This is a genomic window from Polaribacter atrinae, assembly GCF_038023995.1.
Classification (GTDB): Bacteria; Bacteroidota; Bacteroidia; order Flavobacteriales; family Flavobacteriaceae; genus Polaribacter; species Polaribacter atrinae.
Map to the genome: position 1 here is coordinate 1,787,040 of NZ_CP150660.1, position 16,710 is coordinate 1,803,749.

Below are 16,710 nucleotides of genomic sequence, written 5' to 3' on the forward strand. Positions count from 1 at the left end.
ATTTTTAATTAGATAAAGTCTCTTTTTAGTAACCAAACTAACTGCCAACTGCTACTGAAAAACTGCCAACTTATTTATCAAACCTACTAATTGCTTCTTTAATAATATCTGTTGTTACACATAACGAAAAACGGATATATCCCTCTCCTTGAGAACCAAAAATGGTTCCTGGTGTAATAAAAATATCATAATCGTATAAAACTGAATCTGTAACTTCTTCAGATTTTTTTCCTGCTAGTATTTTTGCCCAAACAAATAATCCTGTGGAGTTTTTATCATAAACAGCCTCTAATTTGTCTGCCAATTGCCAAATTAAATTTCTACGTTCTTCGTATATTTTATTTTGTGCTAAAAACCAATCGTCTGATAATTGTAATGCTTCTATGGCTCCTTTTTGAATTCCGTAAAACATACCAGAATCCATATTAGATTTTACTTTTAAGATCTCGTTGATGTAAGATTCTTTTCCGATTACCATTCCAACTCTCCAACCTGCCATATTAAAGGTCTTACTTAAAGAATTTAGTTCTAAAGCAATGTCTTTTGCACCTTCTACTTGTAAAATACTAATAGGATTATCGTTTAAAATAAAACTATACGGATTGTCGTTGATAATTAAAATATGATGCTTTTTACCAAAAGCAACTAATTTTTCAAATGTTTCTAAGGTTGCGTTTGTACCTGTTGGCATGTGCGGATAATTTACCCACATAATTTTTACATCTGTTAAATCTTGTGCTTCTAACTCGTCAAAATTTGGTTGCCAATTGTTAGCATCACTTAAATTATAAAAAAGAGGTTCTGCGCCTACCAATTTCGTTACAGAAGTATAGGTTGGATACCCAGGATTCGGAATTAACACTTTATCGCCTTCGTTTAAAAAAGCCATAGAAATATGCATAATTCCTTCTTTACTTCCCATTAAAGGCAATACTTCATTTTCTGGATTTGAATCTACAGAAAACTTGTTTTTATAAAAAGTAGCAATTGCATTTCTTAATTCTGGTAATCCTTGATAAGATTGATACTTGTGTGCGCTCGCATCTCCTAAACTACTCTGAATTGCTTCTAAAACAGTAGTTGGTGGTTGCAAATCTGGAGACCCAATTCCCATATTAATAATTGGTTTTCCTGCTGCTACTAAACCTCTAACTTCTCTTAATTTTTTAGAGAAATAGTATTCTTGAACTGTATCTAATCTTTTGGCTGGTTGTATCATTTTATTTTGTTTTAATTCTGAAACATGTTCAGAACTGGCTAAAGCCTGCCGTTTTTATAAACTCCTAAAATTTTAAATTCTTCTGCCATTATTTCTATAATAGCTTGTGCTTTTTCGTAATCTTTATATGCTTCAAAAGTTACATCCACAAAAAAGGAATATTTCCAAGGTGTTTCTATAACTGGTAAAGATTGTATTTTAGTTAAGTTCATTTTGCAATCACTCATTACATTTAAGATGGCTGCTAAACTTCCTCTTTTATGACTTAATTGAAATTTTAACGAAGCTTTATTTACTTCTTCATCAATTGCTGGCTTTTCTGTTTGTACAATTACAAAACGTGTAGAGTTGTCTTTTATGGTTTGAAGCTCATCTTCTATCACCTCTAAATCAAAAATTTCTGCTGCAATTCTTGGTGCAATTGCTGCAATACCTACTAAGTTTTCTTTAGATATTCTTTTAGCAACTTCTGCCGTATCTACATCTTCTACTAATTTAATATGAGGATACTTTTTAAAGAATTCTTTACATTGTAACAATGCCATTGGATGCGACCAAACTTCTTTTATATCTTCAATTCCCTGACCTTTTAAAGCCATTAAATGGTGATGAATATTCAAGTATTCTTCTCCTATAATATGAAGATTATTTTGATCTATTAAAGCATAATTAGGGATTATAGAACCCGCAATGGTGTTCTCTAAAGCCATAATACCCAAATCTGCGGTATTATCTAACAAACTATCTACCAAGACATCAAAAGACATACATTCTTTTAAATCTATAGATGTTCCGTAAAAGTCTCTTGCAACTTTATGGTGGTTTGAGCCTTCGGCTCCCTGTATGGCTATAATTTTATTCATTTATTACAAATAATGTCAAAAAAAAAGCCTCGAATGAAATTCGAGACTTTATATGATATGAATGTTACTTAAAAACATGATACAAAGTCTCCTCTCTTACTAAAAAAGTAAAAGTAAAAATAGAAACGAGTAAAATAGTTATTTAACATTTGTATTCTCTTTGTTTAATGGAACAAATCTAAAGATTAAATTGAGACCAACAAATTAAATAGCATTTTTTATAAAAAAAATGACAAATTATTAAAAACTACATAAAATACATCGTTACAATTATGAATTTCTTTAACTACAAAGAGATTAAAAACAATATTCTAAATTTTAAACGCCCTTTCTTCATTTTTTTTCGATTAGAACTGATATTTTGTCGCTGTAACCTTATTTAATTACCTCATATATAAGATAATTAGACTATTTACATAAATTTTATATAACAATTTAATTATACTACAGTTTATAAAAGCACTCTTAAAGTTACATGACACTCACTAATGTTAGGAACACATAATACAATTACATATAAATATCAATAGCTATTTCTGTACCTCTATTTACTAAAAAAAGAGCCTTATTATTGTTACATATTTTAAAAAATGACAAAGGTGTCCTCACTAATTAATAGATAAATATTATAAAATAATTCTTCCCTTTTATTTGTGCATTTGTCAACTTAATACTAATTTTGCTTCCCCTCAACTGCGCCCCTAAGCAGATTTCACAATATCCCCTACGTATTTTTTAAATTTTAACAACTCCCCCAAAGAACTATAAAATCAAAAAAACCATGAAAAATAATACTTTTCAGGTATGTGAATTTGGGGAAATTCAATACCTATTAAAAAACAAAGCATTACACCTAACTTTACTTACATTATTAGCATTTTCGAACTTTTTTACTACAAATGCTCAGGACACTAATGATAATATTTCTTTTTATAAAAAATTCTCAGGTGCTAACCTAACTTATAAACAAATAGGGAATAGCGAAATTAAATATAACACAGATCCAAATGACACTTCCTGTTCTAAAAACGACGGTGCAGCTACGAGCGCTAATTTAACATTACCTGAAGATGCTTTAATACAAGCTGTTTACATACAATGGTTTGCACTTGTAAAGCATAATCGAAAAAATATAGAAGAATACGCACCTTTATCAAACTCAATACCCATCACTTATCCTGACGGAACAACAGAAACCATTTATAGCGATAAAAGCTACAGAGAAAGTATTACATCTAACTCTACAACCCTTCGCCCAATATACGAAGGCCAATTAGCCGATATTACCGAACAGGTAAAAGCTAAAGGAGCAGGAACCTATAAAGCAGATATAATATTAAATAACGACTATAATGCCTTATTAAAAGCATGTGCCTATTCTCAAGAAAATGTAAGAGCTTGGCAAATGTTGGTAGTATATAAATCTCCTACAGATGAGAGCGGTATAAATCAAGTATATGTATATGATGGTTTAAAAAATTTTTTAAATCAAACTATAAAAGTGCCCGTAACTGACTATAAAGTATATAGTGGTGATACCGCTGGTAGTATTTCTGTTGGTTCATTACAAGGAGCAGCAAATCTAACGGGAGAATATATAAATGTTTCAGACAATTCGTTTTCTAATTTCCCTGCTGATTTTTCAAATTCTGGAGGTGTTTCTGACCCAGCACCTGGTGCAAACGGAACAAATAGAAGTGCTTATGGAGGTTGGGATATTGATGTTATGAACAGTAACTTCACACCAAACACTACTAACTTAAATTTATATGCAGGATCTAAAGGAGACCTTATATTAATAGACTTAATTGTTTTAAAAATACCAACTGGAGGTTTAGTTGTAACAAAAAAAACAACCACACCTAATGTTAATATTGGTGAAAACGGTACCTACGAAATAACTTTAACAAACGCGACTAATGTAGATTTAAAAGGTATAAAAGCCAAAGATATTCTACCCACAGGTTTCACCTATGTATCTGGAGCCAATGTTGTGTTAAACAATGCTAGACAAACTGCTACAACAAAACCACAAGTAGGAGATACTACACTAAATTGGGGTACTTTTGATATTGATGGTAAAGGAAGTGTAACCATTATCTTTGATATAGCAGTCCCTGAAAACCAAAATTTAGGAACCTATCAAAACGGAGTAACAGCTACTGTTACAAGTCCAAATGATACAGTTATTACAAATTATGATTCTGGAGACTCTACAAATGATGACATAACCGTAGGGAATCGTTGTGATGCAGCTTCTTCTGGTAACTTAGATACAGACGGAGATGGTATTAGTGACATTTGTGATTTAGATGACGACAACGATGGTATATTAGATGTTGATGAAGATACTTGTGATATCTATGGAACTCCTTTACTTAATGAAGATTTTGGAATAGGAAACAATATAAGTACTCCTTTATCTGGAGGAGCGTCTACAAATTATAACTATTTAGAATTAAAAAATCCACGTAGCAATAATACTAGTCGTGATTTACAGGATGACCTTTACGCAGTATTTAATAACATCCCTAACTCTGCAAGTTGGGCAGATGATAAATGGCAAACTGTAGGAGATCACACAAGTGGTAACTTAACACCTACAAATGACAATATGTTAATGGTAAATGCAGGTAAAACACTTGATGTTATTTATCAGAAAACAATATCAGGTATTACAGCCGGTGCACTTTTAGATGTATCTTTTTGGGTCTTAAATTTAGATGTTGATAATAACATTAATAATGATCCTCTTAGAGTTTTACCTAACATACAAATAGAACTTTGGCAAAACGGAGTACTTTTAGGTCCTCCTGTAAATACAGGAAACATTGTTAGAGAAGAAGCAGGCAGTAAAGATGCATGGAAATATTATGGTACAAAAGCACCTTTAACTACATTAAATAGCAGCAATATAACCGTTGTTATTAGAAACAACACGAAAGCAGAATATGGAAACGATTTAGCTATTGATGATATTCTAGTAAGACAATTATGTAATACAGATTCAGATGGAGATGGGATCCCTAATCGTTTAGATTTAGACTCAGATAACGATGGTATTCCAGATGTTATAGAAGCTGGTGGTAAAGACGACAACAATGATGGGATGGCAGATGGAGTAGTTGGTACAACACCATCAACTAACGGAATTCCACAAAGTGCAGGTACAGGTAATACACCAACATCTACAGACGGAGATGGCATACCAGATTATCTAGACATAGATGCAGACAATGATGGTATACCAGATAATATAGAAGTACAAACTTCTGCTAATTACATAAAACCTAGTGGAAAAGGAACCAATATGACAGATACCAATAAGAACGGTATAGATGATAATTATGAAATAAATGGTAACGTTTTTGTTCCAATTGATACCGACGGAGATGAAACACCAGATTACTTAGACACAGACTCAGACAATGATCAAATCTTAGATATTGAGGAAAATGGTCATCCTGCTAATGCAATTTTAGATGTAAATGCAGATGCTGATGGAGATGGTTTAAATGATCTTTTTGATAATAATTTAGACAATCCTAATACTGGTTTTACAGTAAATGACGGATTTTTAAGCCCAAACAATAAGGTAACCAACCTAACAAGCTTAGAAAACTCTTTTGGAGATGAAGACAATGATTTTAATCCAGGAAACGGAGACCTTAATTATAGAGATATCAAAGATAATGACAATGATGGTATTCCTGATGCTATTGACTTAGATGATGACAACGACGGTATTCCTGATCTTATTGAAAGCGGAAGTAATAACCCTGATGGAGATGAAGATGGAGACGGTATTCCAAACTACTTAGACACTACAGATAATGGTAATGCTGGCGACGGAAGTGCAACAAACTATACCGATTCTAACAATGATGGTATTCCTGATGTATATGATACAGATAAAGACGGTGTTCCAAATCACTTCGATTTAGACTCAGACAACGACGGAATTCCAGATATTGTAGAAGCAGGTGGCGAAGATACAGATGGTAATGGTAAAGTAGATGATATCAAAACAGATGACACCCTTAAAAATGATGCTAATAAAAACGGTTTAGACGATCGTTATGATGGCAGCGAAGGAGGAAATAACCTTACCAACACAGATACAGATGGAGATGGAATTCCAAACAGTCAAGATTTAGATTCAGACAACGACGGAATTACAGATGTTATTGAAGCAGGCGGATCAGATACAAATAGAGACGGAATTGCAGATAATTTTGTAGATACAGACAATGACGGATTTAACGACCTTGTAGATGGAGATGTTGGTCAAGATGGTAATTCAGAAAACACTGCAAATGCACTAATTCTTACAGGTGATGACGCTAATAATGATGGAACACCAGACTCATATCCAAATGGAGACGCAGATGGTGATGGTAAATTAAATCACTTAGATATTGATGCGGATAATGATGGAATTCCAGATAATATTGAAGCACAACCTTCTATTGGATATATAGCTCCTAGTAATCCTAACGGAGCAATGATTGATGTTAATAAAAATGGTGTAGATGATAATTATGAAGGAAGTGGTATTGGTTTTATTCCAGAAAACACAGACAGTGCCAATGATAATATTCCAGATTATTTAGACACCGATTCAGATAATGATGGGGTTCCTGACATTGCAGAAAACGGACATCCTGCTAATGCAATTCTAGATATTACCGCAGATACGGATGGAGATGGACTAAATGATCTTTTTGATGATAATAATGATCCAACAAACACTAGAATTACTGTAAATGATGGTTTAAACCCTAATAACAAAGTAACAAATACAGCTACTTTAGAGGCTAGTTTTGGTGATATAGATAACGATTTTAACCCCGGTACTGGAGATCTAGATTATAGAGACAAGCTAGAAGCTGCTAATGTTATGATTACGCAAGTATATCAGTTTGGTTCAGAAAGATGGATCGAAATTACAAACGTAGGTTCTGTAGATATACCTGCAGATAATATAAAAATACATTTATATAAAAATACATCTCTTAATGATCTAACAAATATAGAACCAGATGCTTCAGATAAAGTTAACTCTGTACTACAAGTTGGTAAATCGGTATTATTTAAAAATAGCGCAAATTCTATTATTACAAATTTAGGAAATGCAGATATTATACAAAATAATGACTTAACAGAGTTTGATGGAGCAGATGATATTATTGTACTTTCATCTGCAGATGGACTTTATGCATGGGCAAAAAGGTATGACCTTGTTGCTAACATTGCCAACAAAACTTCTTTTGTTAGAATAGACGAATCTTCTGCACCTAATAAAACGTACACAGAAGATGAATGGGTAGTGTTTGTAGACGATGCTATAAATTCATACCAATCTGGATACGGAACGGGAGACAACAGTACAAAAAGACATTCTCAAGATCCATTAATTTCAGAAATAAAAGATTCTAACACAGAAGCTAACACATTGTTAGGCTTACATAGAATTGAAGAAACCACTACAAATACGGATGATACTTGGGATAACGGTTATCCAGATAGATCTCGTTATGTTGTAATTGATAAAAATTACACACATACAGACACTAGATTAAGTGCTCGAAAACTAAACGTTGATGCAAGTGCAAAATTAACAGTAACAGATCAATTATTAGTAGTTACAAATGATATTGAATTAAACGGAGAAATTCGTTTATCAGGTTCGTTAGCACAATTAATACAAACACATAACAATACAAGTGCAGTTACTGGTAATGGACAATTATTTGTAGATCAAAACTCAGAAGTACCAAGTAAATACCGTTATAACTATATGAGTTCTCCGGTTACTACTTTAAATAAGGCAACCTATTCTTTAGAAACTGTTCTTAGAGATGGTACTGATTTATACAACCCTAAAACAATTAATTTTGTTTCTGGTTATGATGGTTCATATACAGGAACCAACATATCGTTAGCTGATTATTGGGTATATACCTATGCTCCTGCTAGCAACGGAAGAGCAAATTGGTCGCATAAATATAAAAACGGACTTATTGATAGAGGTGATGGTTATACTTTTAAAGGTCCTGGAAGAAACCAAAACTATACATTTGTAGGGACACCAAATGATGGTGAGTTTACAACAAAAAATATAACTGCCGGTCAATCGTATTTAATAGGGAACCCTTTCCCTTCTGCTTTAAATGCAAGAAAATTCTTGGATGACAATAACGATTTAATATCAACACTTTATTTTTGGCAACATGTAGCAGAAACAGAAGCATCTGGAACTGCTGGCCATAACTTTGGAGGATATATTGGTGGTTATGCTGCTCAAAACGTAAGTATGGCAACAGCAGTAAAAACAGGTGAAGTAGGTCCTGTTGACTACACGTTAGAAGCTAAACATGTGCCTGATGCAGATACAGATGGTTTTAAATTATCACTTCTAGATATTATAGGTACAGTCGTTTCTTTAAATGATAGAAATTTTATTAAATTTTCGAATATACCTAGAGGAGTAGAAACTTTAAAAATAAATTACGCATCATCCTTTACTAAAACTTTTAACATAAAAATTAATAACGTAGATAAAGGAGAGTTTACTTTTCCTTCTACTGGTCTATTTTACAGTAATATAACATTTAAATTATGCATACCTGCTGGTAGTGATATTACTTTTACAGGAACCAACGATAATGGATTTTTGCGTATGAATAATTTAACATTTCAAGATGATGATGGGCTTATTTCTTGCGTAGCGAACTCTGGTGGTAGTGAGTATGCTAATTTATATAAAACGCCAGAGCCTTATATTGCAATTGGCCAAGGGTTCTTTGTTGAGGGGATTAGCACTGGAGAAATTAAATTTAATAATAGTCAAAGAGAATATAAAACAGAAGGAGATGGTAAATCTATATTCTTAAAAAGCGATCAGAAAACAGCTCTAAAAGCAGTTAACAACAACCTATCTATATTAAAATTAGGAATGAGCTACTCTAATGATGAAGGAAGCAATTTACACCGTCAAATAGGAATTTCTTTTAATCAGGCAAATTCTTTTGAATATGAAAAAGGGTATGACTCTGAAATGTATGATGTGAATACTACAGATTTCTATTGGAAATTCCCGAACAATAACAGTAAATATGTAATTGCAGGAGTCCAAGAAATAACAAACGCACTAGAAGTACCTTTAGAACTTGTAGTAAATAAAAATAGTATTGTTCTTATTGGTATAGATGAAATAAATAACATCAACCAAAATGTATATATCAAAGACAAATTAACAGGTAAAACACAGAAAATAAATGATATTAATGCAGCATATCAATTAAAAGAAGGTACTTACACAGACAGATTTGTTTTGGCTTTTGAAGCAACAGAAGATACTGCGCTTAGTGTAGAAGAAGATCTACTTGCTAGACAAACCAATATTTATGCAGATAACAAAAACAACAAAATTGTAATTTCTAAAAATCAAGAAGTGTATATCAATAATGTTGAATTGTTTGATATTCTTGGTAAAAAAATAAGTCTTTGGACTATTAAAGAACAAAAAGAAACCTACCAATTAGAAATCAAAAAACAAATACCAACTGGTATTTACATTGTTAAAATGAACACAGATAAAGGAACAATAAATAAGAAAGTAGTAATTGAATAGCAAATACTCCATACCTCTAGTTCAAAAATGAGGTGTCGATTTAATAAAAAACTCTAAAGACAATAATCTTTAGAGTTTTTTTTTAGGAAATTTTTAATGGCAATATTAGTTCTATTACCCCCAACTATTAAAGTTCTTTTCTGAATAGTACTAGTACTCATTCCAAAAAGTCTTGGTTGTTTTTAGAATGCAAGCCAACCTCTACTATTATAAATCATCTACAGAATTATACGATGTAATAATATGTAATGTGATAATTAAAAGGACCTAATATATGATACCTACTTCAATACAGTTAGGTTCTATCAATAGAACAAATAATTGTAATTAGATGTTAATATTTTTATGAGGAAAAAGAGGTTGTATCCTTAAAGGTTTCTTTTAAATAATCTACCAATTTAAAATCTTCTTTTTTAATACCTAACTTATTTGTAATTCGATATCTTTTACTCTCTACAGATCTAACAGAGGTGTTTAAGAAAACACTAATCTCTTTCGTTTTAAAGCCCATAAATAGATAGTAACATATAATCACTTCAGAAGGATTTAACTCTGGGTGTTTTATAGACATTTGATTAAAAAACTCTGCATTAAGATTATTTATTAAATCTAAATGATCTTCGCCTTTTACTAAAAGAACAGAAGAACTATGATGAATATCTTTATGAAGGCTTTTAATTTTATTTCTTTAGTCATCTATATTTGTAATTGAAGAAATGTTTTTAATTTCCTTCTTTAAATCTACGATATAGTTTTCTAAGCTTTTAACTTTAATTTATCATGATTATTCTCAATTAGAGAATATTCTCTTCTCCGTTTAGAAAAATCTTTTAAAACTCTTTTTAGACTCTTATATTTTACAAAAACAAAAACAACACCTACTACTAAAAGAGTAACTAAAAATGCAATCCAATTTCTATTTAAAAAATTCTTCTTAGTTTCTACTTCTAGAATTTTAGAATTCTTTATAAATGATTCATTAATATTATAACTGGCATTTATGTTTTCATTAATTAAGTTTTGATTATGGTTTTTAAGGGAATCTATATAATTGTTCTTATTTTGTGTGTCCTTTAATTCTTCATAATATGCAATATAATTTTTAAACTGATTTTCCTTATCAAAATTATTCATGTAAAGACGCATATCATCTACCTTTTTTAAATAAAAAGCCGTAGAATCTAATTCCTTTCTAGTCAAAAACATCTTAGAAAAACTGATATTTAAAGAAACATCATGTATTTTATAAAGGTATTTTGTAATGGTAGTATCGTTCTCTAAAGTTTTAAAATCAGTATAATATTTTATTCTATTTGCATCATCATTTAGATCTACAAAATTAGTTACAAGCATAAATAAAGCATATAACTGATAAAAAGAATCCTCTTTTATTGACTTATAACAATCTAACTTAGAACGGATTAATTCGTTACTTTTTTTGTAATTCTTATTATACAACTCAATGTATGCTTTCATTTGCATTACATCTATCAAGCCATATTTATGATTGTATAGAATTTTTCTGCTTTTTTAAGATAATTTAAGGCAGAAGTATCCTTTTTAACAATATATAAATTATAGAATAACTCTATGCTAGCTGCACCAGCTAACTCATAATTCTTCTCTAATTCTGCATATTTTAGTCCAAGAATATTATAATGATAAACTTCGGCACTCCTATTTAAGTGACTACTTAAAACTGCTTTAAGATGATAATAATCTGCAAGTTTACCTTTAATATTTTTTTCTAAAGGATTAGGGATAGAATCTAGAAATTGCTCAGCTATTCTTGGGTAATTATCTATTCTATTGCTCGCAGAATCTATATATTTTAAATAAACACCACTAGATTCCTGAGCATAAAAATTTATGCTTAGAAAAAAGATTATCAGCTTAAAAATGCTGTTATTATTATTTTTAATCAAAATAAGCGGAGACTTTATAATTTGTTAGGATAATAAACAAAAATAGTAAAGTTTCATTAACAACCATAACGATTAATAACTTTAACCTAAAAAAGAAAGATAAGAAGTTCTATGACAATATTTTATAAAAGCACTATAAAACCAACACTAATTTTATTATTAATGTGCGTAGTTAGTGAGTAGTAGAAAACAAGAACTATTCTTTTAAACTTATTCATATTTGTACTTTTAATTAATTCTCTATTTTAAAAGCATGTTTGATTCTTTAATGAGACAAAAATATTTTTAGAAAATAATTTATGATTACAAATAAACGTTTAACTATTTTACCCAATAGTTGATCTAAAAATAGTTGATTCGATATACACCTACCAAAATGTAGAGCATATCAAAACTGAATTCATGAAGACATTATTTTAATAAATACAGAAATGTATGATGTAAATAAATATTGATGAGTTAGGTATTACCAATTTCTAATAAAGCAGAATTAACTCTATCTAATAAAATTTTACCAGTAGTAAGTAATTTTACAATTGTTGTAGCAGAAAGTAGTTGGGGGACTAGGTTTGGCTAATGTGTTCCTTCTAATCGAGGGGAAACACATTAACAATTACTACTACTGGTTTTTTCTAATTTAAGTGCTTTTAAATAAAAAATATCGCAATTATTAATATTGACAAGCACAACACACTTCAAGAAAAAAAGGAATATCTAACTTAAATACTCTCTAATTAAATAGCGACTAAAGAGCGTGATACCAAAGTGCGTAGCTTGTGCGTAGTTTTATTTATTGACCCCGAATGTTTTTAAATTAAAAAAATATGATATTTGTATTAACATATTTTTAACATTAAATAAAACATGAAAAATACATTACACAAAGTTTATTTTATTCTTTATTGGTTGCTTTCAAGTAAATGCACAAACTATAAATTATAAAAAAGAAGCTTCTAAAGAAAATAGTAACTTCTTTGAGATTGTAAAGAAAACTATTTAAATTTATTTGAAAACAACTCCAATACAAAAGCAAGATCTTCTTCTACAACAAAGCCTTGGGTACAAATTGGTCCAACTGCAATCGTAGAAAAAAATGGTAATTTTGATTATCCAGGTCCTGGTAGAGTAGATGTTGTAGCAATAGATCCTGCAAATTCTAATATTATGTACATTGGTACTCCTTCTGGTGGTTTGTGGAAAACTACAGATAAAGGTGCTACTTGGTCTCCAAAAACAGATCACTTAGCTGGTATGGGAGTTACTGATATTTTAATTGCCCCTACATCTACCACACCTACTAGCGCTACTACAACTGCTAATAATACGCTTTATATGGCAACGGGAGATAGAGACAGCAAACACGTTAGCTCTATAGGTTTATTTAAGTCTACAAATAGTGGAGAAACTTGGACTGTTTTACCTGATTTCAGTTTTTCATTAAGTCAAAATGAATACATTAGAGATATTAGTTTTTTACCAGGAACACCTACTACTCTTTTTGCATTAACAAATGACAGAATAAGAAAATCTACCGATAGTGGTGCTACATGGTACGATGCCGGATTTACACATGCAAATGGTTATAATGAAGAATTTCAAACAATTGTTTTTCAACCATCTAACACTAACATCGTTGTGGTTTCTGATGTCTGGGGAGGCTTATGGTATTCTAATGATGCTGGAGATAATTTTGTACAACATAGTGTATTTAAAGCTCCAGTGAATACTAACGGAGACTACCCTACACAAAACATATTAAGACTTACAGCTACACCTGCGGATAATCTTCATTTTTATGGAATAGATCAAAATGGTATGTTCAAAAAATTTAGTTTTTCTTTTGCTGATGATGCTTCAGATTTAGTTAAAAATATACATGTTACAGCAGATATTAATGGCACTCCTACTCCGTTTGATTCTCAAAGTGGATAAATACAATGTATTGCTGTTTCTCCTGCAGATTCAGATGACTTAATGGTGGGTGGTGTACAAGGATGGAAATCGATAGATAATGGAGATAGTTTTACTCCTGTTTTAAATGCATATTCTAATCCACTACCTGCTGGTCAAATTCATGTGCATGCAGATCATCACTTTTTATTATTTACAGATGACTCTCATATTATTAATGGAAATGATGCAGGACTTAGAATGGGCTCTTTTTCACCAACTTCAGATTTAGATGTCCCGGATATTTCTAGTGGTTTAATTATTACACAATCTTTTAATATTGCAATTACCCATGGTTTAAATGGCGATGATTATATGATGGCAAACCAAGATAATGATGGTTTTTCTAAAGTTTCACAGGGCGGAACACAAAAATGGGTTGCAGCTGTAGCCGGAGATGGAACAGGAACAGCTATAGACATTGACAACCCAAATATTAGATATTTAGGAGGAACAAGCGGACAATTAAACAGAACCGATGATGGTTACCAACTTCATTACGAAAATGCTACACAAGTATTACCTGAAGATAAAGATAATGCAGCTTTTATTTCTCCAATAGAACTACACCCTACTGTTGCTGCAACAGTTTATGTAGGCCATGGAGATGTTAAAAAATCTACTAACAGAGGTGGCACTTGGACAAGCTTAAACTCAGGATTAACAATGACAGAGTTTTTAGATGTTTCTCTTAACAACTCTAATGTTAGAATATTTGCTATTGGTGAAGTTGCTGAAACCTCTACACTTAAAAGAAGTATAGATGACGGTGCAACTTGGTCTACCATAGCAAGCCCTAGTGGCGCTAAGATTAATAGCGTATATGCAGTACCTAATACAAACACAGTATATGCAACAGTAAAAAGTTACAGTGCAGGAAATAAAGTGTATAAAAGTATAAATAACGGAGATACTTGGACAAATATTAGTGGCGACTTACCTAATATCATCATGTTTAAAGTTATTTTAGATCCAAATAAAACTAATGAAACTATTTATTTAGCTACAGAAATAGGTGTTTATTTTACCGACAATTCTACTACTAACTGGTCTAAACTAGCTACAGATTTACCAAATGTAAGAATTAGTGATATTAAGATAAGTCCAAATAACGGAAACATTTATGTAGGTACTTTTGGTAGAGGAATGTGGGTTTATAACGACCAAAAATACTTTGATAATACTATTCCTGCAAACGTATATTGGTCAGACACTTCTAGTTGGGAAGGTAAAACTTTACCAACAACTGCAGATGATGTTTTTATAAAAACATCCGAAGAGGTAACTTTAGATTCTAATGGTGCCGTTGCAAAATCTTTAGAAATTGCAGACGGTGGTTATTTAAATATTGAAAAAAATGCTGACTTAACAGTTGAAAATGATGTTGATTCTCATTCTACAAATAGCGGTATATACATATATTCTGATACAGCTAATAGTGGTGTATTAATTGCAAAAGGAAATAGCACAGGTAAAGTAACCTATGTTAGAGGTGGTTTATTAGCTTCTAAATGGAGTCTTGTTACACCACCCGTTACAGGACAAAAAGTAAAAGATTTTGCTTTATATGCTAATAATGATATCAGAAAGAATACAGATACTGGGGCAGATCCAAACAGATATGCAATTGCTAAATATAATGATGCAAATGCAACCAATGAAAAATGGGAATATTTTGATGTAAACATTGATGCAGATGTAGAGTTCGAAAAAGGTATTGGATATTCTATGTCTAAAGGAACAGATGGTGAAGTTACTTTTACAGGTACTATACAAACAAGTTCTTTAAATATAGATGCCACGCATAACAAATGGGTTGCAGTTGGTAATCCTTTTACAGCATATTACCCAGCAAATAAAGAAGCTACAGGAAACTTTATTTTAGAAAACACAACAAAACTTGCAGTTGATGCGCCAGCAGTATATGTTTGGGAAAATAGCCAAGAAAAATATGTTGCTTTTACAAATGATGCTTCTGCAGATTTAAAAGTATTGGCTCCAGGGCAAGGATTCTTTATAAAAATGAAACCATCTGGAACTGATGAAATAGTTACTTTTAACAATGCTTATTTAGGTACTAAAACATCATTAACAGGTAATCATACTTTTAGTAAAATTACTAAAACAACACCTTATATAAAACTATATATTGCAAAAGGAGCTATAAAAGTAAATACAGATATTATCTTTTCTGAAGATGCAACTACAGGTTTTGATGCTGGAAAAGATATTATCAATTTTAATTCATCGGCATTTGATTTAACAACTAAATTATTAGACAACTCTAGCGATAAAGATTATACAATTCAGTCTATACCAAATAACGATTACGAAAATCAAATAGTTCCTTTAAACCTTAAAGGAAAAGCGAATGAGGAAATTACTTTTTCTGCTTTAAATAGTAATTTACCAGAAGGATAAAAAATTTTCTTAGAAGATAAAGAGACTGGTAGTTCTTACGAGTTAAGTGATACAGAAAAATACACCTTAACATTAAGTAGTGATGCTAGTGGTTTTGGACGTTTTTATGTACACATCTCTTCGCAAGATTTAAGTGTAATTTCTAATGATGTATCAAAAATTCAGATTTTTAATCAGAATAATTTCTTACAAATAAAAGGAACAAACACCGGAACCTTAAAAATTGATTTATTTGATCTTAACGGTAAAGCTATATTAAAAGAAAACAAATCTTCAGAAAAATATAGCCCTCTAGATTTAAACGGCCTTTCTAAAGGAGTTTACTTAGTAAAAGTTACTACTGAAGGAAAATCAGTTTCTAAAAAAATAATTATAGACTAACCTCTTTATAACGAACACATGAATATTAAAGACAATAAAAAAATAGATAGAAAAGAAGCTTTAAAAGAAATAGGAAAGTATGGTAAGTATGCTGCTTTAACAGCCTTAGGGACCTATATGATCTTAAGCCCTCAAAAAGCACAAGCTACCTCTGCTCCAGAGAATCTTGGAAACGGATTTTAATAAATTTTTAAAAACTCGATACTATATTAGTATCGAGTTTTTTATTATTATAAATTCTACAAACAGTTTTTAAAATTATCAGTTTACAAACTATAGAATAATAAGATTACACGTACCTTTAGGCTATCAAAG

The 16,710-nt window shown here is 31.0% G+C and carries 10 protein-coding genes; 5 read left to right on the forward strand and 5 right to left on the reverse strand.

The window, feature by feature from the left end; genetic code table 11:
* Positions 1 to 70: 70 nt before the first annotated feature.
* Both WG945_RS07870 and WG945_RS07875 read right to left on the reverse strand, forming a co-directional pair.
* On the reverse strand, positions 71 to 1,219 hold the full coding sequence (locus WG945_RS07870) for a pyridoxal phosphate-dependent aminotransferase (RefSeq protein WP_068448889.1): 1,149 nt from the start codon (positions 1,217 to 1,219) through the stop codon (positions 71 to 73).
* A gap of 38 nt (positions 1,220 to 1,257) precedes the next feature.
* A complete protein-coding gene (locus WG945_RS07875) occupies positions 1,258 to 2,082 on the reverse strand; it encodes a prephenate dehydratase (protein WP_068448891.1) in 825 nt (274 codons plus the stop codon).
* A 781-nt stretch (positions 2,083 to 2,863) separates the two neighbouring features.
* Here WG945_RS07875 and WG945_RS07880 point away from each other — a divergent pair.
* Complete coding sequence (locus WG945_RS07880) at positions 2,864 to 9,718, forward strand: T9SS type A sorting domain-containing protein (protein ID WP_068448892.1); 6,855 nt, start codon at positions 2,864 to 2,866, stop codon at positions 9,716 to 9,718.
* Between the two features lie 343 nt (positions 9,719 to 10,061).
* On the opposite strand, the gene WG945_RS07885 is transcribed toward WG945_RS07880, so the two are convergent.
* The 3 genes from WG945_RS07885 to WG945_RS07895 all read right to left on the reverse strand — a co-directional run bounded on the left by WG945_RS07885 (position 10,062) and on the right by WG945_RS07895 (position 11,643).
* Positions 10,062 to 10,289 (reverse strand): helix-turn-helix transcriptional regulator, encoded by a 228-nt coding sequence (locus WG945_RS07885; protein WP_068448894.1) that lies wholly within the window; start codon positions 10,287 to 10,289, stop codon positions 10,062 to 10,064.
* 185 nt (positions 10,290 to 10,474) lie between these two features.
* Positions 10,475 to 11,194 carry a hypothetical protein gene (locus tag WG945_RS07890; protein ID WP_157603561.1) on the reverse strand — a complete coding sequence of 240 codons (720 nt, stop codon included), beginning with the start codon at positions 11,192 to 11,194 and terminating at the stop codon, positions 10,475 to 10,477.
* A 14-nt stretch (positions 11,195 to 11,208) separates the two neighbouring features.
* Positions 11,209 to 11,643 carry a hypothetical protein gene (locus WG945_RS07895; protein ID WP_068448900.1) on the reverse strand — a complete coding sequence of 145 codons (435 nt, stop codon included), beginning with the start codon at positions 11,641 to 11,643 and terminating at the stop codon, positions 11,209 to 11,211.
* Between the two features lie 1,164 nt (positions 11,644 to 12,807).
* On the opposite strand from WG945_RS07895, the gene WG945_RS07900 reads away from it, so the two are divergent.
* The 4 genes from WG945_RS07900 (at position 12,808) to WG945_RS07910 (ending at position 16,578) form a co-directional block, all read left to right on the forward strand.
* Positions 12,808 to 13,575 carry a WD40/YVTN/BNR-like repeat-containing protein gene (locus tag WG945_RS07900; RefSeq protein ID WP_068448902.1) on the forward strand — a complete coding sequence of 256 codons (768 nt, stop codon included), beginning with the start codon at positions 12,808 to 12,810 and terminating at the stop codon, positions 13,573 to 13,575.
* Positions 13,576 to 13,617: 42 nt separating this feature from the next.
* Positions 13,618 to 16,014, forward strand: a complete 2,397-nt coding sequence (locus tag WG945_RS07905) for a WD40/YVTN/BNR-like repeat-containing protein (protein WP_068448905.1) — start codon at positions 13,618 to 13,620, stop codon at positions 16,012 to 16,014.
* Positions 16,015 to 16,179: 165 nt separating this feature from the next.
* A complete protein-coding gene (locus tag WG945_RS17745) occupies positions 16,180 to 16,395 on the forward strand; it encodes a T9SS type A sorting domain-containing protein (RefSeq protein WP_394364772.1) in 216 nt (71 codons plus the stop codon).
* Positions 16,396 to 16,413: 18 nt separating this feature from the next.
* Positions 16,414 to 16,578 (forward strand): hypothetical protein, encoded by a 165-nt coding sequence (locus WG945_RS07910; RefSeq protein WP_197482063.1) that lies wholly within the window; start codon positions 16,414 to 16,416, stop codon positions 16,576 to 16,578.
* The last annotated feature ends 132 nt before the right edge of the window (positions 16,579 to 16,710 follow it).